Origin of the sequence: Enterobacter sp. ECC-019 (genome assembly GCF_043974075.1) — a bacterium.
In the GTDB taxonomy this organism is placed as follows: Bacteria; Pseudomonadota; Gammaproteobacteria; order Enterobacterales; family Enterobacteriaceae; genus Enterobacter; species Enterobacter asburiae_D.
This window is the reverse complement of the sequence record NZ_CP143759.1, coordinates 2,738,061-2,763,211: the sequence shown is the minus strand read 5'-3', so window position 1 is coordinate 2,763,211 and position 25,151 is coordinate 2,738,061. Positions and strand designations below refer to the sequence as shown.

The window sequence follows — 25,151 nt, the reverse complement described above, 5'->3', positions numbered from 1 at the left end:
GTTTTGTTTTTATAATATGGCGCACTTTAACCAGAAAAGAGTGCGACCATGATTGATACACGCCTGCCTTTAACTGATATTCATCGTCACCTTGACGGTAACATTCGTGCCCAAACCATCCTCGATCTTGGCCGCCAGTTCAATTTAACGCTCCCAGCGCAGACGCTTGAGTCGCTGATCCCGCACGTACAGGTGACCTCCAATGAACCGGACCTGGTCAGCTTCCTGAGCAAACTCGACTGGGGCGTGAAGATGCTGGCGTCGCTGGATGCCTGCCGCCGCGTGGCGTTTGAGAACATCGAAGATGCGGCCCGCAACGGCCTGCACTACGTCGAGCTGCGCTTCTCGCCGGGCTATATGGCGATGACCCACAACCTGCCCGTTGCAGGCGTGGTGGAAGCCGTCATTGAAGGTGTCCGTGAAGGGTGTAAAACTTTCGACGTTCAGGCCCGTCTGATTGGCATTATGAGCCGTACGTTCGGCGAAGCCGCCTGCCTGCAGGAGCTGGAAGCGCTGCTGGCCCATCGCGATGCCATCACCGCTGTCGACCTCGCCGGTGACGAGCTGGGCTTCCCGGGCAGCCTGTTCCTCTCCCACTTCAACCGCGCGCGCGATGCCGGCTGGCACATTACCGTGCACGCGGGTGAAGCTGCTGGCCCGGAAAGCATCTGGCAGGCCATCCGCGAGCTGGGCGCCGAGCGTATCGGTCACGGCGTGAAGGCGGTAGAAGATCGCGCCCTGATGGATTTCCTGGCGGAGCAGCGTATCGGGATTGAGTCGTGCCTGACGTCTAACATTCAGACCAGCACCGTGGCAACGCTGGCGCATCATCCGCTAAAAACGTTCCTCGAGCACGGCGTGCTGGCCTCGCTGAACACTGACGATCCGGCTGTTCAGGGCGTGGATATCATCCACGAGTACAACATCGCCGCACCGCAGGCGGGTCTGAGCCGTGAGCAGATCCGTCAGGCGCAGATCAACGGGCTGGAAATTGCCTTCCTGACGCCTGAAGAGAAGCAGGCGCTGAAAGATAAAGTGGCTCGCGGTTAACACCGTTGCCGGGTGGCGCTGACGCTTACCCGGCCTACAAAATATTAAAAAATTATGCCAGACAGAGCGTGGCGCGATGTTTGGCAGATTCGATGCCCAGCTCAATCAGCTCCATAATCTGAATCGCCTGGCTGGCCGGAACCGGATTCTCTCCCGTGCCGTTCAGCGCATCGCGGATAGCGGCATAATACGCCGGATAGTTCCCCGGGATCGTCAGCAAAGTCTCCTCTACCAGTTCCTCACCTTCAACCCGCGTTACCACGCCGTCGCGCATGTCATAGCCCCAGTCTTCCTGCGGCAAACGTTCACCGCTTTTCAGTCGGTCCTCCTGCGGATCGAGACCAAACTTCACGTAGCTCCCGCGCGTACCGTGAATGATATAGCGGGCCGATTCTGCGGCCGCGACCATCGTGCCGTGCAGTACAATCCGCCGCTGCGGGTAGCTGAGCACCGCGTGGAAGTAATCGGTTGTCTGCGCTCCGGGCCTGAGCTGGGCCAGATCGACCGTCATGCTCACCGGCAGACCAAAAAGATTGACGGCCTGATCCAGCAGATGCGGGGCTAAATCGTACCAGATACCGCTGCCCGGACCGGCCTGCTCGCGCCAGCGGTTTCTCACCTGCGGACGGAAGCGGTCAAAGTGCGATTCAAAAAAGAGGATCTCCCCTAGCGTGCCCTCACTGAGAAGCCTTTTTACCGTCAGAAAGTCGCTGTCCCAGCGGCGGTTATGGAACACCGACAGCAGCCTGCCCAGACTCTTTGCCAGCGCATCCAGCTCGCGAGCCTGAGACAACGTGACGGTAAAGGGCTTATCGACAACCACGTGCTTACCGGCTTCCAGCGCGGCCTTTGCCAGCGGAAAGTGGGTGTCATTCGGCGTGGGGATGACGATTAAATCAATATTCGGATCGTTGAAAAGGTGTTTAGGTTCAGAGACAACCGGCACGGAGGGCCAGTCGGCATGGACTTTAGCGGCATCGCTGCTGGATACCGCCGCCAGCGCCATCCCCGGCGTTCCGGCTATCAGAGGCGCATGAAACGTTTTGCTCGCGTACCCATAGCCGATAAGCCCGACGCGGATATTATCACTCATAGTGCCATCCTCTTTTATGACGTTCTTATTTCACACTGGCTAACCTGGCTAGACCTCAGATTAATCATGTGCCGTATGACTTAAAATAGCAGGTTGTACGGGTTGTTTTTGTTACATAGTATTAACCTGCTGATTTTGTTTAAGGGAACCGTTCCCAAAGCGCTTGCCGTCGGGGAAACGTCGCTGTAACATCTGCGCCCTGTATTTATGGATAAAGTACAATTACGAATCATGACGTCAATTATTAATCGAATCATTGAATTAGCGGGATGGATTGTCCTTGGGGTTTCGGTCATATTGCTGGGCGTCGCCAGCCATATCGATAACTACCAGCCGCCGGAGCCTGTCACTATCGCCCAACCTAAGTAACCGGTTACTGCAATAAAGAGTGACATAATATGTCAGTTACTTATTGCCAGCCCTGGTGAACACGGTTAACCTTCTCTTCCAGGCATCGTCTGATGCCTGAATTTCAGCAAAGAAAACTCCTAATTTCGTCGCGTTACTGAGTGGGCTGTTTACGTCTTTATTAATCCGTTTATTATTCCAACGAATTACCTTAACTGGTATTACTCACTTTTATATGGAAACTTATTAATATGACAGTTCAGGACTATTTATTAAAATTTCGCAAGATCAATTCGCTTGAGAGCCTGGAAAAACTGTTTGACCATCTGAACTACACCCTGTCGGATAATCAGGACATCATTAATATGTATCGCGCCGCTGACCATCGCCGTGCGGAACTGGTTTCCGGTGGTCGTTTGTTCAACGTGGGTGAAGTGCCTAAGTCCGTATGGCGTTACGTTTTATAAGAAAGTAGCCATCCGCGCGAAATGTTATATACTCTCCGCCCTGCAAACTGGCTGTACAACATTTCGCGCAGATTATGGGAGAGTTCATGACCGCAACGCCTGGAGAACGCATTGGAGGCTGGTTAATCGCCCCACTGGCATGGCTGCTGGTTGCCTTATTAAGCGCATCACTTGCGCTGCTGCTGTATACCACCGCACTGGTTACCCCTCACGCCATCCAGACCCTGATGTCACAAAGCGTGCTGAATATTGCAATGTGGTTTGTGTCGTTCGTTTTCGCGATTGGAATGTGGTACTACACGCTGTGGCTGACTATTGCCTTCTTTAAGCGCCGCAAGAGTGTGCCGAAGCACTACATCATCTGGCTGCTGATTTCGGTCCTGCTGGCGGTGAAAGCCTTTGCTTTTTCGCCCGTTTCAGACGCTCTGGCCGTTCGTCAGCTGCTTTTCCCTCTGCTGGCCGCGGCGCTGCTAGTGCCCTATTTCAAGCGTTCGACGCGGGTGAAAAACACCTTCGTGAACCCGTAATAACCCTACAGATAACCTGTTGTCGCCTGCGTTGGTTTGTCCGATAATAGGCGGCTTTTTTATTTCAGGCTAAATAATGACCGATTACTTACTGCTCTTTGTCGGCACCGTGCTGGTTAACAACTTCGTTCTGGTGAAGTTCCTTGGCCTGTGTCCGTTTATGGGCGTTTCCAAAAAGCTGGAAACGGCAATGGGTATGGGGCTGGCGACGACCTTCGTGATGACGCTGGCGTCCATCTGCGCATGGTGGATCGATACCTGGATCCTCATCCCGCTGGGGTTGACCTATCTTCGTACGCTGGCCTTTATTCTGGTTATCGCGGTGGTAGTGCAATTTACCGAAATGGTGGTGCGCAAAACCAGCCCGGCGCTTTATCGCCTGCTGGGTATCTTCCTGCCGCTGATCACTACCAACTGCGCCGTTCTCGGCGTAGCGCTGCTGAACATCAACCTTGGCCATAACTTTATGCAGTCGGCGCTGTATGGTTTTTCTGCGGCAGTCGGTTTCTCCCTGGTAATGGTGCTGTTCGCCTCCATTCGCGAGCGCCTGGCAGCAGCGGATATCCCTGCCCCCTTCCGCGGTAACGCGATTGCGCTGGTGACCGCAGGTTTAATGTCTCTGGCCTTTATGGGCTTTAGTGGTCTGGTGAAGTTGTAATGAATGCTATCTGGATTGCCATCGCCTCTATCAGCGTTCTGGGGTTGGTGTTTGGCCTTATCCTGGGTTACGCCTCCCGCCGTTTCGCGGTAGAGGACGATCCTGTTGTTGAGAAAATTGATGAGCTTCTGCCACAAAGTCAGTGCGGGCAGTGTGGCTACCCCGGCTGCCGCCCGTATGCCGAAGCGGTAGGGATTCAGGGTGAAAAAATTAACCGCTGCGCCCCCGGCGGCGAAGCGGTGATGCTGAAAATCGCGACCCTGCTAAACGTTGATCCGCAGCCCGTTGACGGCGATGCGGACGTGCAGGAGCCGGTCCGTGCCCTGGCCGTGATCGACGAAGCCAACTGCATCGGCTGCACCAAATGTATTCAGGCCTGCCCGGTTGACGCCATTGTCGGCGCAACCCGCGCCATGCACACCGTCGTGGCGGACCTCTGCACCGGCTGTAACCTCTGCGTGGCCCCCTGCCCGACGCAATGTATCGAGCTGCGCCCGGTTGAAACGACTACCGAAAGCTGGAAGTGGGATCTTCAAACCATTCCAGTTCGCAATATTCCTGTGGAACAACATGCTTAAGTTATTTTCTGCTTTCAGGAAAGAGAAGATCTGGGACTTTGACGGCGGTATTCATCCACCGGAAATGAAAACCCAGTCCAACGGCACGCCGCTGCGTCAAATTCCGCTGGCGACGCGTTACGTTATGCCCCTCAAGCAGCATATTGGCGCTGAGGGTGAGCTGTGCGTGAAAGAAGGCGATACGGTGCTTCGCGGCCAGCCGCTGACCTTTGGTCGCGGACGCATGCTGCCGGTCCACGCACCAACCTCCGGTAAGGTGGTCGCCATTGCCCCTCATACGGTGGCGCATCCGTCCGCGCTCTCAGAACTGAGCGTTGTTATTGAAGCCGACGGCGAAGACCGCTGGATTGACCGTGACGGATGGAGCGATTACCGCGCCCACAGCCGCGAAGCGCTTATTGAGCGAATTCATCAATTCGGCGTTGCCGGGCTGGGTGGCGCGGGCTTCCCGACCGGCGTCAAACTGCGCGGCGGTGGCGATAACATTCAGACGTTGATTATCAACGCCGCCGAGTGCGAGCCGTATATCACCGCCGACGATCGTCTGATGCAGGACTGTGCCGCCCAGGTCGTGGAAGGCATCCGCATCCTTGCGCACATTCTGCAGCCGCGGGAAGTGCTGATTGGTATCGAAGACAATAAACCGCAGGCTATTTCCATGCTGCGTGCGGTGCTGGCGGGCAGTCACGATATTAGCCTGCGCGTTATCCCGACCAAGTACCCTTCTGGCGGCGCAAAACAGCTGACGCAAATTCTCACCGGCAAGCAGGTCCCGCATGGCGGACGCTCTTCGGATATCGGCGTGCTGATGCAAAACGTCGGCACCGCTTACGCCGTGAAGCGCGCGGTGATTGACGGTGAACCGTTAACCGAGCGCGTGGTGACGCTGACCGGGGAATCGATTTCTCGTCCGGGCAACGTCTGGGCGCGTCTGGGTACGCCGGTGCGCCATCTGCTGGAACAGGCTGAGTTTTGCCCGGGCAGCGACCAGATGGTGATCATGGGTGGCCCGCTGATGGGCTTTACCCTGCCGTGGCTGGACGTTCCGGTAGTGAAAATCACCAACTGTCTGCTCGCGCCCTCCCCGACCGAGATGGGCGAAGAGCAGGAAGAGAAAGGCTGCATCCGCTGCAGTGCCTGCGCCGATGCCTGCCCGGCGGATCTGCTGCCGCAGCAGCTGTACTGGTACAGCAAAGGCCAGCTGCACGACAAGGCAAAAGCCCACAACCTGGCCGACTGCATCGAATGCGGCGCCTGCGCCTGGGTTTGCCCAAGCAACATTCCGCTGGTGCAGTATTTCCGCCAGGAAAAGGCTGAGATTTATGCCATCTCCATGGAAGAAAAACGCGCTGCGGAAGCCAAAGCGCGCTTCGAAGCGCGCCAGGCACGACTGGAACGCGAAAAAATCGCCCGTCAGGAACGCCATAAGCAGGCCGCCGTTCAGCCTGCCGAAAAAGATCAGGATGCCATTAACGCTGCGCTGGCGCGCGTTCGTGAGAAAAAAGCGACCGCAGCACAGCCTGTAGTGATCCCGGCAGGTGAGAAACCTGATAACAGCGAAGCGATCGCCGCACGTGAGGCACGCAAGGCCGCAGCGCGCGCCCGTCAGGCTGAAAAAGCGCAAATTGTCCAGGCAGATGCTGAGGTCGACCCGCGTAAAGCCGCCGTTGAGGCGGCAATAGCCCGGGCCAAAGCTCGCAAAGTCGGTGAGCAAAACGTGGTCGTCGAGCAGGATGCGGTAGACCCGCGTAAAGCGGCCGTTGAAGCGGCGATTGCCCGCGCCAAAGCGCACAAAGCAGCGCAGCAGGCCCCAGCGGCAGAACCCGAAGCACCTGTCGACCCGCGCAAAGCCGCCGTCGAAGCGGCCATTGCTCGCGCCAAAGCCCGTAAGGCAGCACAGCAGGAAGAGCAACCGCAGGCCGCCAACGATGACCCGCGCAAGGCCGCCGTCGCTGCCGCCATCGCGCGTGTTCAGGCGAAAAAAGCCGCACAGCAAGCAGTTAACGAGGATTAAATGGTTTTCAGAATCGCAAGCTCCCCTTACACCCACAATCAGCGCCAGACATCGCGCATCATGATGCTGGTCTGCCTGGCGGCGCTGCCGGGCATTGCCGTTCAGTGCTGGTTTTTCGGCTGGGGAACCCTGTTCCAGATAATCCTGGGCTGTGCCAGCGCCTTAGCGGCGGAAGCCTTTGTGCTTAAGCTGCGCAAGGCGGCTGTATCCCGCATTCTTGCCGACAACTCCGCGCTGCTGACCGGTCTGCTGCTGGCCATCAGTATCCCGCCGTTCGCCCCCTGGTGGATGGTGGTCCTTGGTACCGTGTTTGCCGTGATTATTGCCAAACAGCTGTATGGTGGCCTGGGCCATAACCCGTTTAACCCGGCGATGATTGGCTACGTGGTGCTGCTGATCTCCTTCCCGGTGCAGATGACCAGCTGGCTGCCGCCGCACGAGATTGCAGCCACGGTTCCGGGCTTTATGGATGCCCTGCACGTTATCTTTACCGGCCATACGGCGCTCGGCGCTGATATGAACGCGCTGCGCATGGGCGTGGACGGTATCAGCCAGGCGACGCCTCTCGATACGTTTAAAACGTCCCTGCATGCCGGGCACAGCGTTGAGCAGATCATGAAATCCGCGATCTACAGCGGCATGCTGGCGGGTGCAGGCTGGCAATGGGTCAACCTGGCGTATCTGCTGGGCGGTCTGTTCCTGCTGCAGCAAAAAGCCATTCGCTGGCATATTCCTGTCAGCTTCCTCGTGACGCTGGCGGCCTGCGCGACACTGGGATGGGTATTCTCTCCTGAATCACTGGCCAGCCCGCAGATGCATTTGCTCTCCGGGGCGACCATGCTAGGTGCCTTCTTTATCCTGACGGATCCGGTTACGGCATCAACGACTAACCGCGGGCGCCTGATCTTCGGCGCGCTGGCGGGCCTGCTGGTATGGCTTATCCGCAGCTTTGGCGGTTACCCGGACGGCGTGGCATTTGCCGTCCTGCTCGCCAACATCACCGTTCCGCTCATCGACTATTACACGCGTCCGCGCGTGTACGGCCATCGCTAAGGGTTTCGCCATGTTAAAAACGATGCAAAAACACGGCGTCACGCTGGCTGTCTTCGCCGCGGTCCTGACGGGGCTGACGGCACTGGTTAATGCGTTAACCAAAACGACCATCGAAGAGCAGGCCTCTAAGCAGCAAAAGGCGCTCTTCGATCAGGTGATCCCGTCAGATTTCTACGATAATGACCTGCAAAAAAGCTGCTTTGTGGTAGACGCACCGCAGCTTGGGAAAGGCGCGCACCGTGTCTTTATCGCCCGCAAAGGGGATAAACCGGTAGGCGCAGTGATGGAAGCGACGGCGCCCGACGGCTATTCCGGCGCCATTCAGCTGCTTGTCGGCAGCGATTTCACCGGCACGATACTGGGCACCCGCGTGACGGAACACCATGAGACGCCGGGTCTTGGCGATAAAATTGAAACCCGGCTGAGCGACTGGATTTTGCACTTCGCCGGTAAAGTTATCCATGGCGAAGGTGACACCGCGTTTGCGGTGAAAAAAGACGGCGGCGAGTTCGACCAGTTCACCGGTGCGACCATCACGCCTCGCGCCGTGGTGAACGCCGTAAAACGAGCCGGGCTGTATGCTGAAACGCTGCCCGCGCAAATCAACAATCTTCCGGCCTGTGGGGAGTAATCATGAGCCAGGTTAAAGAAGTTATCGTCCAGGGATTGTGGAAGAACAACTCCGCGCTGGTACAGCTTCTGGGGATGTGCCCCCTGCTGGCGGTCACGTCCACCGCCACCAACGCGCTCGGTCTGGGTCTGGCAACCACGCTGGTACTGACCCTGACCAACCTCTCCATCTCCGCCCTGCGCCGCTGGACGCCGTCGGAAATTCGTATTCCGATTTATGTCATGATCATTGCGTCGGTGGTCAGTATCGTCCAGATGCTGATTAACGCCTACGCGTTTGGTCTGTACCAGTCTCTCGGGATCTTTATTCCCCTGATCGTCACCAACTGTATCGTGGTCGGGCGTGCGGAAGCCTTCGCGGTGAAAAACAGCCCTGCCATGTCGGCGCTGGATGGTTTTTCCATTGGCATGGGCGCCACGTGCGCCATGTTCGTGCTGGGCTCGCTGCGCGAGATCCTCGGTAACGGTACGCTGTTTGACGGCGCAGACGCGCTGCTCGGCGGCTGGGCCAAAGCGCTGCGTGTTGAAGTGTTCCACACCGATACGCCATTCCTGCTGGCGATGCTGCCGCCTGGCGCATTTATTGGCCTTGGCATGATGCTGGCGATAAAATACCTGATTGATGAGAAACGTAAGCGCCGCGCAGCTGAGCGTAGCGTTCTGGAAGGGACACCCGAGAAGGCTTCATGAATAAAGAAAAGCGCATTGCGATCCTGACCCGTCTGCGGGACGAGAACCCGCACCCGACGACGGAGCTGAATTTTACCTCCCCGTTTGAGCTGCTGATCGCCGTGTTGCTCTCCGCACAGGCTACCGATGTGAGCGTCAATAAAGCCACTGCCCTGCTCTATCCGGTCGCCAATACGCCGAAAGCCATGCTGGAGCTGGGTGTGGAAGGCGTGAAATCCTATATCAAAACCATCGGCCTGTTTAACAGCAAAGCTGAGAACGTCATTAAGACCTGCCGGATCCTGCTGGAACAGCACGGAGGCAAAGTGCCGGAGGACCGCGCCGCGCTGGAGGCCTTACCGGGCGTGGGGCGTAAAACCGCGAACGTGGTGCTCAACACCGCGTTTGGCTGGCCCACTATCGCCGTGGATACGCATATCTTTCGCGTGTCTAACCGGACTAACTTTGCGCCGGGGAAAAATGTCGAGCAGGTCGAAGAGAAGCTGCTGAAAGTGGTTCCGGCAGAATTTAAGGTTGATTGCCATCACTGGCTGATTCTGCACGGCCGTTATACCTGTATTGCCCGCAAGCCTCGCTGCGGCTCCTGCATTATTGAAGATCTCTGCGAATACAAAGAAAAAGTGTATCCCTGATCGCCCAAATCCCATACCAAAAGAATGGTTATCGAACGTTCTTCTTTTGGCCGTCCTTTGTCCGTCTTTCGCTTCCTCTGACCTGTCACTTGTTCGGTTATTTAACGCTTAAACAGGTTAATACTTTTTTCATGGCCAAAAATTTCTATACATCTGTGATCGCGATCACCCTGATAACTTCATGTTGAATTTTTGTTGTCAAAATCGACCTGAACCCTTTGTCTGACAAGATACTCTCCTTCCATTACCGAAGATAAGACCAGCTATTTTTCAGAATATGGGCTATATCACTGCATGAAGCGGTAAATAGCAGAACATATCGCCAAAGACCGATCTGAGAGGGATGTTGCCAGTCGAAAAAACTGCCTTTACTCATGGTATGAAATTTAACGCTGAATAACATTTATATGAACCGACGATTATACCACCCCAGATATATGTAACAGATTATTACAAACGTATTGCCAGATGGGGCAGGATAGTGAACATTACCCGCCGTTTCTCCTCCCAATATAATTATAAGGCGTATGGACTACGGCCATCACGCTATGAACACCCCCGTTAATATGGGATGTAAAAAAAGAGGTATATGTGTCTACTGCAAACAATAAACCAACAGATGAAAGCGTGAGTCTCAACGCTTTTAAACAGCCTAAAGCGTTCTATCTCATCTTCTCTATCGAGTTATGGGAGCGTTTTGGTTATTACGGCCTGCAAGGGATCATGGCGGTTTACCTGGTAAAACAGCTGGGTATGTCCGAAGCCGATTCCATCACGCTGTTCTCTTCCTTCAGTGCTTTGGTGTACGGCCTGGTCGCTATTGGCGGCTGGCTGGGTGATAAAGTTCTCGGAACTAAACGTGTCATCATGCTGGGCGCCATTGTCCTGGCGATTGGCTATGGTCTGGTTGCATGGTCAGGGCATGATGCCGCTGTCGTGTATATGGGTATGGCGACGATTGCCGTCGGTAACGGTCTTTTCAAAGCGAACCCGTCCTCCCTGCTTTCTACCTGCTACAACAAAGACGATCCGCGTCTGGACGGTGCATTTACCATGTACTACATGTCCATCAACATCGGTTCGTTCTTCTCGATGCTGGCAACCCCATGGCTCGCGGCGAAATTCGGCTGGAGCGTGGCATTTGCGCTGAGCTTCGTGGGTATGCTGATCACCGTGGTGAACTTCCTGTTCTGCCGCAGCTGGGTTAAAGACTACGGTTCAAAACCTGACTTCGAACCTGTGCATATGGGTAAACTGCTGGCGACCATCGCGGGCGTTGTTGTCCTCGCGGCAATCGCCACCTGGCTGCTGCACAACCAGGGTATCGCACGTGCCGTTCTGGGCGTGGTTGCGCTGGGTATCGTGGTCATCTTTGCGAAAGAAGCGTTCGCCATGCAGGGTGCTGCCCGTCGTAAGATGATTGTGGCGTTTATTCTGATGCTGGAAGCGATTATCTTCTTCGTGCTGTACAGCCAGATGCCAACCTCACTGAACTTCTTCGCCATTCGTAACGTTGAGCATTCTATTCTGGGCATTGCGTTCGAGCCGGAACAGTATCAGGCCCTGAACCCGTTCTGGATCATGATTGGTAGCCCGATTCTGGCCGCTATCTATAATAAGATGGGTGACCGTCTGCCAATGCCGCACAAGTTCGCCATCGGTATGGTGCTGTGTTCCGGTGCGTTCCTGGTGCTGCCGCTGGGTACCAAATTTGCCACCGACGCAGGTATCGTGTCCGTTAACTGGCTGATCCTGAGCTACGCGCTGCAGTCTATCGGCGAACTGATGATCTCTGGTCTGGGTCTGGCAATGGTTGCACAGCTGGTGCCACAGCGTCTGATGGGCTTTATTATGGGTAGCTGGTTCCTGACCACTGCCGGTGCGGCAATCATCGCGGGTAAAATTGCGAACCTGATGGCTGTGCCTGAAAACGTCACTGACCCGCTGGTTTCGCTGAACGTCTACGGTACCGTGTTCATGCAGATTGGCATCGCGACTGCGGTTATTGCCGTTCTGATGCTGTTGACCGCACCGAAACTGAATCGTATGACTCAGGACGACGACAAGACTGCTAAAGCGACCAACACCGCTACCGCGTGATTTCCGTGAGAAACGACTGACCAGAAGCCGCTAATGCATTAGCGGCTTTTTTTTTATCCATTTGCGCACTAACATAGCTGGAACCTCAGCAAAAAGGAGTTACCGATGAAACTGTTCTACAAACCGGGCGCGTGCTCTCTTGCTTCCCATATCACCCTGCGCGAGAGCGGCAAAGATTTTACGCTGGATGGCGTTGATCTGATGAAAAAACGTCTGGAAAACGGTGATGATTTTCTTGCCATCAACCCGAAAGGACAAGTTCCGGCGCTCTTGCTGGATGACGGTACCCTGCTGACCGAAGGCGTGGCGATTATGCAGTTCCTGGCCGATAGCGTACCCGATCGCCATCTGCTGGCACCGGTCAGTACCATTTCTCGCTATAAAACGCTGGAATGGCTGAACTACATTGCGACCGAGCTGCACAAAGGGTTTACGCCGTTGTTCCGCCCGGATACGCCAGAGGAGTTCAAACCGACCCTGCGCGCGCTTCTTGAGAAAAAGCTGCAGTACGTTAACGCATCGCTGAAAGACGATCAGTGGATTGCGGGTTCGCGCTTCACGATTGCCGATGCGTACCTGTTCACCGTGCTGCGCTGGGCGCGCGCGGTTAAGCTGAACCTTGAAGGGTTAGACCATATCGCAGCGTATATGAAACGCGTGGCAGAGCGTCCTGCGGTGGCTGCGGCGCTGAAAGCGGAAGGTCTTAGCTAATATCGCCCGGCGGCGCTTCGCTTGCACGGGCCTACGGGTTTTGTAGGCCGGGTAAGCGCAGCGCCACCCGGCATCGTTTAAAGCCGGGTGGCGCTAAAATAGTGCTCCGGCTTCGCGATACGATCCTGTGCCGCAACCACCTGCAGTTCATATTCCTGCATCTCTTTCGTCGCAATCATGATTTCGTACACCGCAGCGGTAACATGCTCCAGCGCGTCACGCATCGTCGCCCCTTGCAGCAATTTCACCAACAGCAGACCGCTGGTGACATCCCCGACCCCAACCGGCTGGCGCAGGCCAAAATCCACCAGCGGACGGCTGATATGCCAGGCGTCATCTTTCGTCACCAGAAGCATCTCAAAACGGTCCTGGCTCAGTCCTGCGCGCGCAAGGTGTTTTACCAGCACAACTTCAGGCCCCTGAGCGATCAGTTCACGAGACGCGCTTACCGCCTCTTCTACGCTGTTAACCGGGCGCTCGCAGAGAATTTCGAGTTCGACCAGGTTTGGCGCAATGATATCGCTGGCGGGCAACGCGTGGCGGACGTGAAACTCTGCAACGCCTGGCGCCACGATGCAGCCTTTCTCCGGATGGCCCATGACGGGGTCGCAGAAGTATTTTGCCGACGGGTTTGCGGCTTTCACCTGGCGCACGATGCCGAGGATATGCTCCCCCTGCTCTGCTGAGCCGAGGTAACCGCTCAGCACGGCGTCACAGCGTTTGAGCTGGTCGATATCGGCAATACCCTGCACAACCTCAGTGAGGTGCGAAGGCGGCATCACGCAGCCGGTCCATTTGCCGTATTGCGTGTGGTTAGAGAACTGCACGGTATTAAGGGGCCAGACGTTGACGCCGAGACGACGCATCGGGAATTCCGCGGCGCTATTGCCAGCGTGTCCAAAAACAACGTGGGACTGAATGGCGAGGATGTTCTTCATTTTTTCTTACCAAACCCTGAAAAAACAAAAAGGGGCGTGGTTTCCCACGCCCCCTGGAGACTGTTAATTACTTCCAGCAGACAAGGCAGTAGTTCTTCTTGCCTCGACGCAGCAGCGTGTAGCGACCATACAGACGGTCGCCGTCAACGAAGGTGTATTCCGGGTCGGCCTGTTTCTCACCGTTGATGGTGATCGCGTTAGACGCGATGGTTTTACGCGCCTGACCGCGGGAAGGCTGGAGCTCTGAGTCCACCAGCGCCTGCATCAGGTCAGCCCCTTTTTCCATCTCAACCATCGGCACGCCGTCCTGCGCCAGCTGTTCGAAGTCCGCTTCGCTCAGATCGCTCAGGGTACCGTTGAACAGGCTTGCGGTAATGCGTTTTGCCGCGGCCAGACCTTCTTCGCCGTGAACCAGTTTGGTCACTTCGTCCGCCAGCACGTACTGAGCGCGCGGCGCTTTACCGCTGTTCTTGTCTTCTTCTTCCAGCGCGTTGATCTCTTCAATGTCCATAAAGGTGAAGAACTTCAGGAAGCGGTAAACATCGGCATCCGCCGTGTTGATCCAGAACTGGTAGAATTTGTACGGGCTGGTTTTCTTCGGATCGAGCCATACCGCGCCGCCTTCGGTTTTACCGAATTTGGTGCCGTCGGCTTTGGTGATCAGCGGAACGGTCAAACCAAAGACCTGATTCTGGTGCAGACGACGGGTCAGGTCGATACCGGAGGTGATGTTACCCCACTGATCGGAACCGCCAATCTGCAGGGAAACGCCGTGCAGTTTGTTCAGGCAGGCAAAGTCATAACCCTGTAGCAGGTTGTAGGAGAACTCGGTAAAGGAGATACCCTGGTCGTCACGGTTCAGACGCTGCTTCACGGCCTCTTTGTTAATCATCTGGTTAACAGAGAAGTGCTTGCCGATATCACGCAGGAAGGTCAGCACGTTCATGCTGCCAAACCAGTCGTAGTTGTTCGCGGCAATCGCGGCGTTATCACCACAGTCGAAGTCGAGGAACGGTGCAACCTGTTTGCGGATCTTATCCACCCACTCCTGCACGGTATCTTCGGTATTCAGTTTACGCTCAGCGGCTTTAAAGCTTGGGTCACCAATCAGACCGGTCGCGCCGCCCACCAGGGCAACAGGCTTATGGCCCGCCATCTGGAAGCGTTTCAGGCATAACAATGGAACAAGATGCCCCAAATGCAAGCTGTCAGCGGTGGGGTCGAAGCCGCAATAGAGCGCGATCGGGCCTTGCGCCAGTCGCTCTGCTAACGCTTCCTCGTCCGTCACCTGGGCCACGAGGCCCCGCTCTTGCAATTGTTTAATCAAGTTACTGCTTGCCATCAAATTCTCCATGTATAAACGACTGCACCTTTGCCGGTACACGACTTTTCGCCTGATGCGAAAGGACCATAGAATAAAGCGCAAGCGCGGTGTGCGCTAGCGCTTAAATCAACAAATTTCGGGGATTACGGTGCCAGTCTGTCGATTTTCCAGCCGCCATTGTCGCGCTGGTATAAAAAGCGGTCGTGCAGGCGATGTTCGCCCCCCTGCCAGAACTCCATCTGCTCAATCGGGATACGGAAACCGCCCCAGAAACTTGGCAGGGGAATTTCACCCTGCTGGAACTTCTGTTTCAGCTCCAGGAATTTACTTTCCAGCACGCCGCGGGCAGAAATTCGACTGGACTGTTTTGATACCCAGGCGCCAATCTGGCTGTCACGCGGACGGCTGTGGAAATACTTCACCACTTCCAGCGTCGAGAGACGTTCCGCCTTGCCGGTTACCATCACCTGACGTTCCAGCATGTGCCAGGGGAACAGCAGGCTGATACGCGGATTGTTTTCTAAATGGTGCGCTTTGCGGCTGCCAAGGTTGGTATAGAACACCAGGCCTTTCTCGTCATAATGCTTGAGCAAAACGATGCGCTGATACGGTTGACCGTTTTCATCAACCGTCGCGACAACCATGGCCGTTGGGTCGGCAAGTTTTGCTTCGCAGGCCTGTTTCAGCCAGCGTTCAAAAAGCACGAGGGGTTCAGCGGGAAGATCCTGGCGACGCAGGCCGCCTTTGGTGTATTCACGGCGCAGATGCGCAATTTGCTGCAGTTCGTCGTTATCTGACATGGCGTTAGCTGATATTGAGAGTGGGTGGCGCTATTGTGCGCCGCCCCTGTAAAAATCTCAACGCTTCGGATTTTCAAGCTGGCAATTGTTCAGCACGATGCGGTCGCGTTTGTAGACCGTAGCGCTGTCGCCTTTTGACCAGAACACGTAGATACCGTCGGTATAACGCGCGCCGGAAGCCGACATGCCCTGCTTCAGCGTCAGCAGTTTATTGTCGTAAACAAAGCTGGCTTCCTGGCGAGGGTTATTCAGCTTCACGGTCAGTGGTTTTTCGTCGCAGCGATACTCCAGCGTATCGGTCTGCATGCGCTCAAGGAGTTGGTTATAGACGCTGCATCCTGACAGCAATAAAGGCGCGACAATAAGAAGAAGTTTTTTCATGGGCGTATTCCGAAGACTTTCCTGGTCCTGGAGGGCATGGCTGCCCTCCTGTTTCATTCCATTCTAACGACGACACGCCGCGCTGAATTTCAGTTAACTCTGATTATGACGAGGATTTGCCGGGAAAATCGCCCCGAGGACGCTCGCCTCACGTGCACCGGTTACCGACGGCAAGTTGCCCGGCAGTCCGGCAATGGTACGCCAGGCAAGCCAGGCAAAGGCCAGCGCCTCCATATCATCACCGCTGATGCCGGCCTCATCGGTCGTGGTCACTTCAGTACCCGGCAGTAGCCCCGCAAGCCGCGCCATCACCAGCGGGTTACGGCTTCCCCCGCCGCACACCAACAGGCGCTCACATCCGCCGCTGAGCAGAACCTGTTCGGAGATCGACACGGCGGTGAGCTCGGCAAGCGTCGCCTGAATATCCTGCGGCGCGAGCGCCGGGAATGGTGCCAGTTGACGCTCAAGCCAGCCCAGGTTGAAGTATTCACGTCCCGTGCTCTTAGGGGCTGGAAGGGCAAAATAAGGATCGCTTAGCATCGACTGCAGCAGCGGAAGAATCACCTTCCCACCGCTCGCCCACTCGGCGTTTTTATCGTACGGTTGACCGCACTGACGCCAGATCCAGGCATCCATTAGCATATTGCCCGGGCCGGTATCGTAGCCGCGGACGGGCTGCCCCGGAATAAGCATCGACAGGTTGGCAATCCCACCAATGTTGAGCACCATCCGCCGTTCTGTTGGGTGCGCCAGTAACGCCTGATGGAACGCGGGTACCAGCGGCGCGCCCTGCCCGCCAAGGGCGATATCGCGACGACGGAAATCGCCTACCACCGTCACGCCCGTCTTCGCCACAATCTGGTTGTTATCGCCGATTTGCAGGGTATGCGGGGCATCTCCGCCGGGCTCATGCCAGACCGTTTGTCCGTGACAGCCGATGGCCACCACGTCCTGCGGGCGAAGATGTTCTTTTTGCATCAAAGCCTGCACCGCATCCGCAAACAGCGCCCCCAGGCGAACATCAAGCTGTCCAAGCTGGGAGAGGGTCAGTTGCTGCCCCTGACAGATACTCAGAATATCCTCTTTCAGTGAAATGGGGATTGGCCAGGTCAGGCTCGCCTGCTGTGCCACCATGTTTTCGTCAATGGCGGCCAGAACGACATCTACCCCATCCAGACTGGTGCCTGACATCACACCGATGTAGCGACCCGATTTCATGCGCTTTCCTTACGTTGCGTGGGCTAAGGACATCCACTCAACCATAAACGGCGCAGCTTTGCCATCCGGCAATAATATTTTTTAACAATGTCAGACGGGTAACACAGACGGACCCTGTTTATGTCTCGTTAAGTCAAATTCAAGTACAATTTTCCTATTGTTAATGCAAAGATATGAACTATGGCTCCTTATGCCATATAATTTAGCCATAACGGATGCCCCACTCGGGCGTTTTTGGTGAACAGGAGATTCAAATGATTTTACGTGTACTGGGCGTTTCGCTGATTGGTTTAACTCTGGCTGGCTGTGTGAATGACAGTTCACTTTCTGGCGACGTTTACAGCGCTTCTGAAGCGAAACAGGTTCAGAACGTGACTTACGGTACCGTTGTTAACGCACGTCCTGTACAGATCCAGGGTGGTGATGAAAGCAACGTAATGGGTGCAATCGGCGGTGCCGTTCTGGGTGGTTTCCTCGGTAATACCGTCGGTGGCGGCACGGGTCGCTCGCTGGCAACAGCCGCAGGCGCCGTTGCGGGTGGCGTAGCCGGCCAGGGCGTTCAGGGTGCGATGAACAAAACCCAGGGCGTAGAGCTGGAAATCCGTAAAGACGACGGCAGCACTATTATGGTTGTACAGAAACAAGGCAGCACCCGCTTCTCTGCAGGCCAGCGCGTTGTTCTGGCAAGCAACGGAAGCCAGGTGACCGTTTCTCCACGTTAATTAAAAATGGATGTGGCCTGATGGCCACATCCATTTACAATATATATCACTCCCACAAATACAGTTACAAAATACATTCACCCCACCTATTATTTACCACAGCATATATTGTTTCTGCGCAAAGTATTTAGCGCGCTAATTGATTAAACTCTTCGAAATACCCTCACCTTAATTCATTATAAAGTCGTTAAAAACGTATATGCTTGCGAATCGTTGTTCTCTAAAGAGTCGTTATATTGCGTTCTGCCTCGGTTGCATTGTTGTCATCGGGATATTACAAACGCTCTATTTAAAGGTCGTTGAATGGGTACCTTCCTTTTCACCGCTTTTATTCCCTACGCTCACCATTTTTCTGCTGGTGTTCCACCTGTTTATTGCCTGTTTCATGGCGATGAAATACTGGTGTGACAGAAAACGGTTGTATCTGGTGGCGTTTGCCTTCGCCTTTGCGGGCTCCGCGTTGCTGATGGTGGGAACGCTGTCCAGCTTTCCCGCCTGGCTGGACCTCTACCAGTTTAACGTCGTGAACTACAACGATGCGATGATCTACTATATGTTTCGCCATCTCTTAATGGCGGTGCTCATCATCGTTGCGGCAATACTTTATACCACGCGCAATTATCCTCTTTCACGTTTGGCGCATATCGCGATTGTGAGCGGCGAATTTCTCTTTACGGCCTGTGCGGTGGGATTGGCCTGGATCTATTCCAGTCATTCGCCACTCTTATCAATTGACCTGGTTGATAATGAAACCCGTCAGTTTATGGTTCTCTGGAGCCACTTCATTAATATTGCTTTAATTGCCCTGTGGGTGGTGACATTAGCAGCGCTGATGTTTATTACGCGCGTACGCAATTTATTCTGGGTGGGCGGTAATTTTTTGTGCGTCTGCTATATCGTCACGCTCTCAATGCTGTTGGTGGGTGGACATGCCGAAGGTATCTCCTGGTATCGCGCCCGCTTATTTGAAACTGTCGCCACGCTGCTGATTATTTTTGTTCTGCTCTACGATGTCTTCAGGCTGTATCGCGACTCGCACGTAAAATACCAGCAGTCCTACCAGAACTCGATCCGCGACCCGCTCACGCGCCTGTATAACCGCAGTTATTTTTATGAATCATTAAAGCAGGCACTGGATATCGCTAAACCCAGCCGCCCAGTTTCCGTCATCGTCAGCGATCTCGATCGCTTCAAGCGTATCAACGACACCTACGGGCATCTTCAGGGCGACAAAGTCCTGCAGTTTGTTGCCAACCTGCTGATGGATTCGGTGCGCCCGCAGGATATCGCGGCCCGTATCGGTGGTGAGGAGTTTGTTCTGATGCTGGCCAACACCCCATCAGACGCGGCGTACCAGGTGGCAGAACGCATACGGTTGAAGCTGAGCAGCTTTGATCACACCAGCAGCGGCGGTCAGCTACCGGAGCCGATCACTATCAGCATGGGGGTGTTTACGGCAACCTCCTCGTCGGTAAGCGCAGAGGAGTGCGTGGAAAGTGCCGACAAGGCGATGTATGAGGCGAAGGAGACGGGCCGTAACCGTGTGGTCGTCTTTAAGTAAAAAAAGGCCTTGCTGCTGCAAGGCCTTGTTGTTTGTCAGTCTCGCGACTGCAGCTCATGGATGTTTTGCTCAAGGCGCCCAATGAGGCTGATGAGCATTTCCAGCTCCGCCGGTGAAACGCCAGACAGGATTTCACCGCGCGTCTTAGTGATCACGGCTTCCATTTCCGTGATGATAGGCGCCGCTTTCTCGGTGAGTTTAATCCGTTTCGCACGACGATCGCTGGCGCAGGTTTGCCGCGAAATCAACCCCTTCTCTTCCAGCTGATCAAGCGTGCGCACCAGCGACGGTTGCTCAATTCCTATCGCTTTTGCCAGTTGAATTTGCGACTGATCGGGCGGCAGCTGATGGATGTTGTGCAGCGTGACCCAATGCGTCTGTGTGAGCTCCAGAGGTTTCAGGCGATGGTCAATCAGAGCACGCCAGACGCGTACCAACCTTGCCAGATCAGAACCTAATGGCGATTCCAATTTCATCTCCTTATAATTAGCTTGCTAAGTTATTATACTGATTTTAGAATAGTGTGCAGCATTTGTATTGCCAAAACAAATGCAATACTGCATTCATCGAACTTAAAAGTATGACTTACACTGAATTGTGATGCTTCATCATACTAAGACAAGCCAACGCGGCATTCTGTTCACTGCAAAGGATTTCTGCCCGTGACGTTTTTTCATCGCTCAGAGGGTTTACCCCTTCAGGACCTGATCTTCGGTGCGTCAGTCTACTTTCCTCCCCTGTTTAAGGCCGTTCTGGCGGGCTTTATTCTCTGGCTCATCGCGCATCGTCTGCTTCGCGACTGGATGTATTCCGGCGAAATCTGGCATCCCATGCTGATGGATCTTTCCCTGTTTGCCCTCTCCGTAAGCCTGGGCCTTGTCATTTTGACTGTGTGGTGAATATGTCCCTGAAAACGCTAAAATACTTCTCCACCCTGTTTGTCCTTGTCCTCGCGCTGGTTGCGGGCTGGTGGATGTGGAATTTTTATATGCAGTCGCCCTGGACGCGTGACGGCAAAGTTCGTGCTGAACAGGTCAGCATCACTCCTCAGGTGTCGGGAAGTATTACGACGCTGTTGGTTAAGGATAACCAGTTCGTCAAAAAGGGAGACGTTTTATTCCGAATCGACGACACCCCGTACCATATTGCGATTCTGAACGCCCAGGCACAGCTGGCGAAAGCCCAGTCTGACCTGGCAAAGGCCAACAACGAGGCCAACCGCCGTCGCCACCTGTCGCAAAACTACATCTCAGCGGAGGATTTAGACACCGCGAATATTAACGTTAAGGCCATGCAGGCGAGCGTCAACGTGGCGGAGGCGACGCTTAAGCAGGCGCAGTGGCAACTGACCCAAACCGTGATTACGGCACCGGTCGATGGATGGGTGACCAACCTCTCGGCCCGCGTGGGGAATTATGCTACCACGGGACAACCGATATTCGCCCTCGTCGACAGCCACTCCTTCTACGTCGTGGGCTATTTCGAAGAGACCAAGCTTCGCCATATCCGCGAGGGATCGCCCGCCGCGATTACGCTTTACAGCGGCTCGCAAAAGTTACAGGGTCACGTATCCAGCATTGGCCGGGCCATTTACGATCAAAGCGTTGAAACGGATTCCGGGCTGGTACCGGACATTAAGCCGAACGTTCCCTGGGTGCGCCTGGCCCAGCGCGTTCCGGTTCGCGTAGAATTTGACCGTTTACCGCAGGACATTACCCTGGTATCCGGCACCACCTGCACTGTCTCCATCGGCAACCGGTGATGAAGCTGCAGGGTCTCTCCTGGCAAAACACGCCGTGGATGAAAGCGACGCGTCCCCAGTGGCGCTACGCGCTGCGTAACGGCATTGCCATGTGTCTTGCGCTGACTGTGGCTTATTACCTGAACCTGGATGAGCCCTACTGGGCGATGACGTCTGCAGCGGTGGTCAGTTTTCCGACGGTCGGCGGGGTGATCAGTAAAAGCCTTGGCCGTATCGCTGGCAGCCTGCTCGGCGCCACCGCAGCGTTAATTATCGCGGGCCATACGCTGAACGATCCGTGGCTGTTCCTGCTGAGCATGGCGGCATGGCTGGGATGCTGTACCTGGGCCTGCGCTCATTTTACCAATAACGTCGCCTACGCGTTCCAGCTGGCGGGCTATACCGCCGCCATCATCGCCTTTCCGGTGGTTAACGTGCTCGACACCACCGAGCTGTGGGATATCGCGCAGGCGCGCGTCTGCGAAGTGATTGTCGGGATCCTCAGCGGCGGCTTCATGATGATGATCCTTCCCAGCACGTCCGACGGCACCGCGCTCATCACCGCGCTGAAAACCATGCATACCCGGTTACTGGAACACGCGAGTCTGCTGTGGCAACCGGATACCAGCGACGATATCCGCCTCGCGCATGAAAAGGTTATCGGACAGATCCTGACCATGAATCTGTTGCGCATTCAGGCGTTCTGGAGCCACTACCGCTTTCGCCGTCAGAACACCCTGCTTAACTATCTTCTGCACCAGCAGCTGCGCATGACCAGCGCCATCTCCAGCCTGCGCCGGATGCTGCTCAACTGGCCAACGCCGCCTGAAAACACCCGTGCCGTGATTGAAACGCTACTCGCGGCCCTTGCGCGCCCGGATGCGGACATCTACACCGTGGCGCGGATTATCGCCCCGCTTGCCCCGGTTGATGAGTACGACTACCGCCATCGCGCCTTCTGGCAGCGCCTGAATTACTTTTGTCGGCTGTACCTGCGCAGCAGCCGCTGGATCACGGCAATCGAAAATGCCACCCCATTGACGGAGTTCAACGTCCCCGGTAGCCCGGCACTTGCACGCCATACCGACTATCTGGAAGCGCTGTGGAGCGGTTTTCGCACCTTCTGTGCGCTGATGCTGGTGGGGGCGTGGAGCATTACCACGCAGTGGGAGTCCGGCACGGCAGCCCTGACGCTTGCCGCCATCAGCTGCGTGCTTTACTCCGTCGCGGCCTCGCCGTTCAACTCGCTTACGCTCCTGCTGCGCACGCTGGTGCTACTGTCGCTGTTCAGCTTCGTGGTGAAGTTTGGCCTGATGGTGCAGATAAGCGATCTGTGGCAGTTCCTGCTGTTTCTGTTTCCGCTGTTGACCACCATGCAGCTTCTGAAGCTGCAAATGCCAAAACTGGCGGGCCTCTGGGGACAGCTGATTGTCTTTATGGGCTCGTTTATCTCCGTGACGAATCCGCCGGTTTACGATTACGCCGACTTTCTCAATGACAACCTGGCGAAGATCCTTGGCGTGGGACTGGCGTGGCTGGCTTTCGCGGTGTTGCGCCCCGGCTCCGATGCCCGCAAGAGCCGCAGGCATATCCGGGAGTTACGCAGAGGGTTTGTCGACCAGCTCAGCCGTAAACCGCATCTGGGTGAAAACGAGTATGAATCGCTGGTGTATCACCACGTCAGTCAACTGAATAACAGCCAGGACGCGCTGTCCCGGCGCTGGCTGCTGCGCTGGGGCGTGGTGCTGTTGAACTGTTCGCACGTGGTCTGGCAGCTTCGCGCATGGGAAACGCGTTCCGATCCGCTGTCGCAGGTTCGTGATGTTTGCATCTCCCTGCTGCGCGATGTGATGAGCGAGCGCGGTGTCCAGCAGCGGCCGCTGGAAACCACGCTGAATGAACTGCAGCGGATCTGCGATACGCTGGCACGGCATCATCTGCCCGCGGCCCGTGATTTGGCCTCGATAATCTGGCGCCTGCACTGCTCGCTGTCGCAGCTGGAACAGGCCCCGCCGCCGGGAACGATTGGGGATCAGATCACACCGCACGCATAGCGTGCCCCGCCGCCGCCAAGCGGTTTAGGCTGATCGGACATATTGTCGCCGCCGACATGGATCATCAGCGCTTTACCTTTTACCTCATCCAGCTTTTTCAGCCGCGGCGCGACAACGGGATCGGTGGCTTTACCGTCGTTATTCACCACCAGAACAGGCAGATCGCCTAAATGCCCCATTCCATCCGGGCCTTCATGCTTGCCGGAATGCTGCGGATCGAGGTGACCCCCTGCCGCTTCCGCCGCCGACGGTTTGCCCTCTTTTAAAGCGGGCTGGCAGCTGCCTTTGGCGTGAACATGGAAACCATGTTCACCGGGAGGGAGGGCTTTGAGGTTGGGGGCAAACTCCAGTCCTTTATCGGTTTCAGTGATTTTCACCGTTCCGATGGACTGACCCACACCCTGTGAAGTGACGAGATTCATTTCCACTTCATCGCTGGCTGCCTGCGCCCCTGCGCAAACAACCAGCGTGACCAGTGCCAGAGCAAAACGCTTCATAATGACCTCCGCGGGTTATTTTTTGCCCCTTAAGTGTATACCAGGGGCAAAGATTTCACCGGAAAGTCACCTTCAGGTGGTTTATGGTACGTCGTAACCCAGCGCGGACTTGCGGATGCGGAACCACTGCTGACGGGTCATCTGCAGCTCTTCAGCCGCCAGCGCAGACCGCACGCGTTCAATTTTGCCGGAACCGATAATCGGCAGCGGTTTTGACGGCAGGAGCAGGATCCACGCGTAAACCACCTGCTCGATACTCTCGGCGTTCAGCTCGCGGGCGATGGTTTCAAGCTCGTTGCGCAGCGGCTGGAATTCATCATCATTGAACAGACGTCCGCCCCCCAGGCACGACCAGGCCATTGGGCGAATGCGCAGCTGCTGCAGCTGATCGAGGGTACCATCCAGCAGTAGCGGCTGGTGTACCGGGGAGATCTCAACCTGATTAGTGGCCAGGGTAAACGGCAGACGAGACTGAAGCAGCGCAAACTGTGCCGGGGTAAAGTTAGACACGCCGAAATGACGCACTTTCCCACTCTGGTGCAGATTCAGGAAGGCTTCCGCCACCTCATCGGCATCCATCAGCGGGTCGGGGCGGTGGATTAACAGCAGGTCGATACGGTCGGTCGCCAGATTGACCAGCGACTGCTCGGCGCTCTTGATGATATGCGCGCTGTCGGTGATGTAATGACCGAGGGCGTGTTCAGGTTTTGCCGTGGTGGCAATCCCACACTTCGTGACGATCTCCATGCGATCGCGGAGTGCCGGAACCAGCTTGAGCGCCTCGCCGAACGCGGCCTCGCACTGGTAGCCACCGTAAATATCCGCATGATCGACCGTGGTGATGCCTAAATCAAGGTGCTCTTCAATAAAGCTCGCCAACTGGAGGGGGGACATATTCCAATCCATCAGGCGCCAGTAGCCCATGACAAAACGGGAGAATTCTGGCCCCTGGGGGGCAAGGGTAATTCGCTGAACCATAACATTTTCCTCAAGGACGTAATGTCATGAGTATACGCAATTACCGTGTTAAAAAAGTGAAGGTTGCTGCGGTTCTTCGGTCTCGCCGGCTTTGTTTGCGCGTATTTTGCGCAGAAAACGCTGTCTGCAGAGGCGTAGCACCTCCTGCTTTTGCGTGTCGCTAAAGTTTTGCCAGTTAAAACGCTCGTCACGGGTTCGCATGCACCCGCGGCAATATCCGCGTTCATCGACCTGACAAATACCCCGGCACGGGCTCTGGATGGGGAAAAACTCCAGCTGCTCTGCCACACTCACCTCCCGATAGCCACTCTCATCTACAGTGAAGACGTTAAATGCGCCGCGTGCAAGGCCTGTATCACAGATTTATGGCATTAAGGTTTCACTAA

The 25,151-nt window shown here is 55.6% G+C and carries 28 protein-coding genes; 18 read left to right on the top strand and 10 right to left on the bottom strand.

Translation table 11 applies throughout. The annotated features are described in order from the left end of the window. Positions 1–48 precede the first annotated feature (48 nt). Positions 49–1,050 (top strand): adenosine deaminase, encoded by a 1,002-nt coding sequence (add, locus tag V1566_RS13215; RefSeq protein WP_045353860.1) that lies wholly within the window; start codon positions 49–51, stop codon positions 1,048–1,050. Positions 1,051–1,102: 52 nt separating this feature from the next. Here add and V1566_RS13210 read toward each other — a convergent pair whose 3' ends face one another. Further along, positions 1,103–2,143, bottom strand: a complete 1,041-nt coding sequence (locus V1566_RS13210) for an oxidoreductase (protein ID WP_159513987.1) — start codon at positions 2,141–2,143, stop codon at positions 1,103–1,105. 243 nt (positions 2,144–2,386) lie between these two features. Here V1566_RS13210 and blr point away from each other — a divergent pair, with 243 nt between their 5' ends. The 12 genes from blr to gstA all read left to right on the top strand — a co-directional run bounded on the left by blr (position 2,387) and on the right by gstA (position 12,551). Further along, on the top strand, positions 2,387–2,512 hold the full coding sequence (gene blr / locus V1566_RS13205) for a division septum protein Blr (protein ID WP_169814161.1): 126 nt from the start codon (positions 2,387–2,389) through the stop codon (positions 2,510–2,512). 230 nt (positions 2,513–2,742) lie between these two features. Beyond that, positions 2,743–2,958, top strand: coding sequence for a transcription modulator YdgT (gene ydgT, locus V1566_RS13200; protein WP_013096896.1), 216 nt, complete (start codon positions 2,743–2,745; stop codon positions 2,956–2,958). Between the two features lie 86 nt (positions 2,959–3,044). Continuing rightward, positions 3,045–3,485 carry a DUF2569 domain-containing protein gene (locus V1566_RS13195; protein WP_023335458.1) on the top strand — a complete coding sequence of 147 codons (441 nt, stop codon included), beginning with the start codon at positions 3,045–3,047 and terminating at the stop codon, positions 3,483–3,485. 76 nt (positions 3,486–3,561) lie between these two features. Further along, complete coding sequence (rsxA, locus tag V1566_RS13190) at positions 3,562–4,143, top strand: electron transport complex subunit RsxA (RefSeq protein ID WP_008500564.1); 582 nt, start codon at positions 3,562–3,564, stop codon at positions 4,141–4,143. Further along, positions 4,143–4,721, top strand: coding sequence for an electron transport complex subunit RsxB (rsxB, locus tag V1566_RS13185; protein ID WP_032657710.1), 579 nt, complete (start codon positions 4,143–4,145; stop codon positions 4,719–4,721). Before rsxA ends, rsxB begins: the two co-directional genes overlap by 1 nt. Next, complete coding sequence (gene rsxC, locus V1566_RS13180; protein WP_395303566.1) at positions 4,714–6,735, top strand: electron transport complex subunit RsxC; 2,022 nt, start codon at positions 4,714–4,716, stop codon at positions 6,733–6,735. Before rsxB ends, rsxC begins: the two co-directional genes overlap by 8 nt. Continuing rightward, on the top strand, positions 6,736–7,788 hold the full coding sequence (rsxD, locus tag V1566_RS13175) for an electron transport complex subunit RsxD (protein WP_395303565.1): 1,053 nt from the start codon (positions 6,736–6,738) through the stop codon (positions 7,786–7,788). Positions 7,789–7,798: 10 nt separating this feature from the next. Further along, positions 7,799–8,419 carry an electron transport complex subunit RsxG gene (rsxG, locus tag V1566_RS13170; protein ID WP_063142978.1) on the top strand — a complete coding sequence of 207 codons (621 nt, stop codon included), beginning with the start codon at positions 7,799–7,801 and terminating at the stop codon, positions 8,417–8,419. 2 nt (positions 8,420–8,421) lie between these two features. After that, complete coding sequence (locus V1566_RS13165) at positions 8,422–9,108, top strand: electron transport complex subunit E (protein ID WP_023617347.1); 687 nt, start codon at positions 8,422–8,424, stop codon at positions 9,106–9,108. Further along, complete coding sequence (gene nth / locus V1566_RS13160) at positions 9,105–9,740, top strand: endonuclease III (protein ID WP_032638247.1); 636 nt, start codon at positions 9,105–9,107, stop codon at positions 9,738–9,740. The genes V1566_RS13165 and nth overlap by 4 nt, the downstream gene beginning before the upstream one ends. 591 nt (positions 9,741–10,331) lie before the next feature. Continuing rightward, the gene (gene dtpA / locus V1566_RS13155) at positions 10,332–11,840 is read left to right on the top strand and encodes a dipeptide/tripeptide permease DtpA (RefSeq protein ID WP_023335452.1); all 1,509 of its coding nucleotides are present in this window, start codon (positions 10,332–10,334) and stop codon (positions 11,838–11,840) included. Positions 11,841–11,945: 105 nt separating this feature from the next. Continuing rightward, a complete protein-coding gene (gstA, locus tag V1566_RS13150) occupies positions 11,946–12,551 on the top strand; it encodes a glutathione transferase GstA (protein ID WP_024909353.1) in 606 nt (201 codons plus the stop codon). A 77-nt stretch (positions 12,552–12,628) separates the two neighbouring features. Here gstA and pdxY read toward each other — a convergent pair whose 3' ends face one another. The 5 genes from pdxY to anmK all read right to left on the bottom strand — a co-directional run bounded on the left by pdxY (position 12,629) and on the right by anmK (position 17,212). Continuing rightward, complete coding sequence (gene pdxY, locus V1566_RS13145) at positions 12,629–13,489, bottom strand: pyridoxal kinase PdxY (protein WP_121424376.1); 861 nt, start codon at positions 13,487–13,489, stop codon at positions 12,629–12,631. Positions 13,490–13,556: 67 nt separating this feature from the next. Then, entirely contained in the window at positions 13,557–14,831 is a 1,275-nt protein-coding gene (tyrS, locus tag V1566_RS13140; protein WP_134350028.1) for a tyrosine--tRNA ligase, read from the bottom strand. 125 nt (positions 14,832–14,956) lie between these two features. Continuing rightward, complete coding sequence (gene pdxH / locus V1566_RS13135; protein ID WP_028017303.1) at positions 14,957–15,613, bottom strand: pyridoxamine 5'-phosphate oxidase; 657 nt, start codon at positions 15,611–15,613, stop codon at positions 14,957–14,959. Positions 15,614–15,670: 57 nt separating this feature from the next. Continuing rightward, the gene (gene mliC, locus V1566_RS13130; RefSeq protein ID WP_134350026.1) at positions 15,671–15,994 is read right to left on the bottom strand and encodes a C-type lysozyme inhibitor; all 324 of its coding nucleotides are present in this window, start codon (positions 15,992–15,994) and stop codon (positions 15,671–15,673) included. A 93-nt stretch (positions 15,995–16,087) separates the two neighbouring features. Beyond that, a complete protein-coding gene (anmK, locus tag V1566_RS13125; protein ID WP_395303564.1) occupies positions 16,088–17,212 on the bottom strand; it encodes an anhydro-N-acetylmuramic acid kinase in 1,125 nt (374 codons plus the stop codon). A 254-nt stretch (positions 17,213–17,466) separates the two neighbouring features. On the opposite strand from anmK, the gene slyB reads away from it, so the two are divergent. Both slyB and V1566_RS13115 read left to right on the top strand, forming a co-directional pair. Beyond that, the gene (gene slyB, locus V1566_RS13120; RefSeq protein WP_023311367.1) at positions 17,467–17,934 is read left to right on the top strand and encodes an outer membrane lipoprotein SlyB; all 468 of its coding nucleotides are present in this window, start codon (positions 17,467–17,469) and stop codon (positions 17,932–17,934) included. Between the two features lie 199 nt (positions 17,935–18,133). Continuing rightward, positions 18,134–19,495, top strand: a complete 1,362-nt coding sequence (locus V1566_RS13115) for an MASE4 domain-containing protein (RefSeq protein ID WP_395303563.1) — start codon at positions 18,134–18,136, stop codon at positions 19,493–19,495. A gap of 35 nt (positions 19,496–19,530) precedes the next feature. Here V1566_RS13115 and slyA read toward each other — a convergent pair whose 3' ends face one another. Next, a complete protein-coding gene (gene slyA, locus V1566_RS13110) occupies positions 19,531–19,971 on the bottom strand; it encodes a transcriptional regulator SlyA (RefSeq protein ID WP_024909359.1) in 441 nt (146 codons plus the stop codon). A 186-nt stretch (positions 19,972–20,157) separates the two neighbouring features. Between slyA and V1566_RS13105 the strand changes: the two genes are divergently transcribed. The 3 genes from V1566_RS13105 to V1566_RS13095 are packed head-to-tail and all read left to right on the top strand — an operon-like array spanning position 20,158 to position 23,290. Then, entirely contained in the window at positions 20,158–20,394 is a 237-nt protein-coding gene (locus V1566_RS13105; protein WP_395303562.1) for a DUF1656 domain-containing protein, read from the top strand. A gap of 2 nt (positions 20,395–20,396) precedes the next feature. After that, complete coding sequence (locus tag V1566_RS13100) at positions 20,397–21,257, top strand: efflux RND transporter periplasmic adaptor subunit (RefSeq protein ID WP_395303561.1); 861 nt, start codon at positions 20,397–20,399, stop codon at positions 21,255–21,257. Next, a complete protein-coding gene (locus V1566_RS13095; protein WP_395303560.1) occupies positions 21,257–23,290 on the top strand; it encodes an FUSC family protein in 2,034 nt (677 codons plus the stop codon). Before V1566_RS13100 ends, V1566_RS13095 begins: the two co-directional genes overlap by 1 nt. Here the strand turns inward: V1566_RS13095 and sodC are convergent. The 3 genes from sodC to V1566_RS13080 form a co-directional block, all read right to left on the bottom strand. After that, on the bottom strand, positions 23,269–23,787 hold the full coding sequence (gene sodC / locus V1566_RS13090; protein WP_395303559.1) for a superoxide dismutase [Cu-Zn] SodC: 519 nt from the start codon (positions 23,785–23,787) through the stop codon (positions 23,269–23,271). The two genes, V1566_RS13095 and sodC, sit on opposite strands and share 22 nt — an antisense overlap. 81 nt (positions 23,788–23,868) lie before the next feature. Continuing rightward, positions 23,869–24,765 carry an aldo/keto reductase family oxidoreductase gene (locus tag V1566_RS13085; protein WP_395303558.1) on the bottom strand — a complete coding sequence of 299 codons (897 nt, stop codon included), beginning with the start codon at positions 24,763–24,765 and terminating at the stop codon, positions 23,869–23,871. A gap of 48 nt (positions 24,766–24,813) precedes the next feature. After that, on the bottom strand, positions 24,814–25,053 hold the full coding sequence (locus tag V1566_RS13080) for a DUF1289 domain-containing protein (protein ID WP_023335439.1): 240 nt from the start codon (positions 25,051–25,053) through the stop codon (positions 24,814–24,816). Between the last annotated feature and the right edge of the window lie 98 nt (positions 25,054–25,151).

Coding starts and splice junctions, on each gene's coding strand:
- add (WP_045353860.1), top strand. CDS start 49: ATGATTGATACACGCCTGCCTTTAACTGATATTCATCGTCACCTTGAC.
- V1566_RS13210 (WP_159513987.1), bottom strand. CDS start 2,143: ATGAGTGATAATATCCGCGTCGGGCTTATCGGCTATGGGTACGCGAGC.
- ydgT (WP_013096896.1), top strand. CDS start 2,743: ATGACAGTTCAGGACTATTTATTAAAATTTCGCAAGATCAATTCGCTT.
- V1566_RS13195 (WP_023335458.1), top strand. CDS start 3,045: ATGACCGCAACGCCTGGAGAACGCATTGGAGGCTGGTTAATCGCCCCA.
- rsxA (WP_008500564.1), top strand. CDS start 3,562: ATGACCGATTACTTACTGCTCTTTGTCGGCACCGTGCTGGTTAACAAC.
- rsxB (WP_032657710.1), top strand. CDS start 4,143: ATGAATGCTATCTGGATTGCCATCGCCTCTATCAGCGTTCTGGGGTTG.
- rsxC (WP_395303566.1), top strand. CDS start 4,714: ATGCTTAAGTTATTTTCTGCTTTCAGGAAAGAGAAGATCTGGGACTTT.
- rsxD (WP_395303565.1), top strand. CDS start 6,736: ATGGTTTTCAGAATCGCAAGCTCCCCTTACACCCACAATCAGCGCCAG.
- rsxG (WP_063142978.1), top strand. CDS start 7,799: ATGTTAAAAACGATGCAAAAACACGGCGTCACGCTGGCTGTCTTCGCC.
- V1566_RS13165 (WP_023617347.1), top strand. CDS start 8,422: ATGAGCCAGGTTAAAGAAGTTATCGTCCAGGGATTGTGGAAGAACAAC.
- nth (WP_032638247.1), top strand. CDS start 9,105: ATGAATAAAGAAAAGCGCATTGCGATCCTGACCCGTCTGCGGGACGAG.
- gstA (WP_024909353.1), top strand. CDS start 11,946: ATGAAACTGTTCTACAAACCGGGCGCGTGCTCTCTTGCTTCCCATATC.
- pdxY (WP_121424376.1), bottom strand. CDS start 13,489: ATGAAGAACATCCTCGCCATTCAGTCCCACGTTGTTTTTGGACACGCT.
- tyrS (WP_134350028.1), bottom strand. CDS start 14,831: ATGGCAAGCAGTAACTTGATTAAACAATTGCAAGAGCGGGGCCTCGTG.
- pdxH (WP_028017303.1), bottom strand. CDS start 15,613: ATGTCAGATAACGACGAACTGCAGCAAATTGCGCATCTGCGCCGTGAA.
- mliC (WP_134350026.1), bottom strand. CDS start 15,994: ATGAAAAAACTTCTTCTTATTGTCGCGCCTTTATTGCTGTCAGGATGC.
- anmK (WP_395303564.1), bottom strand. CDS start 17,212: ATGAAATCGGGTCGCTACATCGGTGTGATGTCAGGCACCAGTCTGGAT.
- slyB (WP_023311367.1), top strand. CDS start 17,467: ATGATTTTACGTGTACTGGGCGTTTCGCTGATTGGTTTAACTCTGGCT.
- V1566_RS13115 (WP_395303563.1), top strand. CDS start 18,134: ATGCTTGCGAATCGTTGTTCTCTAAAGAGTCGTTATATTGCGTTCTGC.
- slyA (WP_024909359.1), bottom strand. CDS start 19,971: ATGAAATTGGAATCGCCATTAGGTTCTGATCTGGCAAGGTTGGTACGC.
- V1566_RS13100 (WP_395303561.1), top strand. CDS start 20,397: ATGTCCCTGAAAACGCTAAAATACTTCTCCACCCTGTTTGTCCTTGTC.
- V1566_RS13095 (WP_395303560.1), top strand. CDS start 21,257: ATGAAGCTGCAGGGTCTCTCCTGGCAAAACACGCCGTGGATGAAAGCG.
- sodC (WP_395303559.1), bottom strand. CDS start 23,787: ATGAAGCGTTTTGCTCTGGCACTGGTCACGCTGGTTGTTTGCGCAGGG.
- V1566_RS13085 (WP_395303558.1), bottom strand. CDS start 24,765: ATGGTTCAGCGAATTACCCTTGCCCCCCAGGGGCCAGAATTCTCCCGT.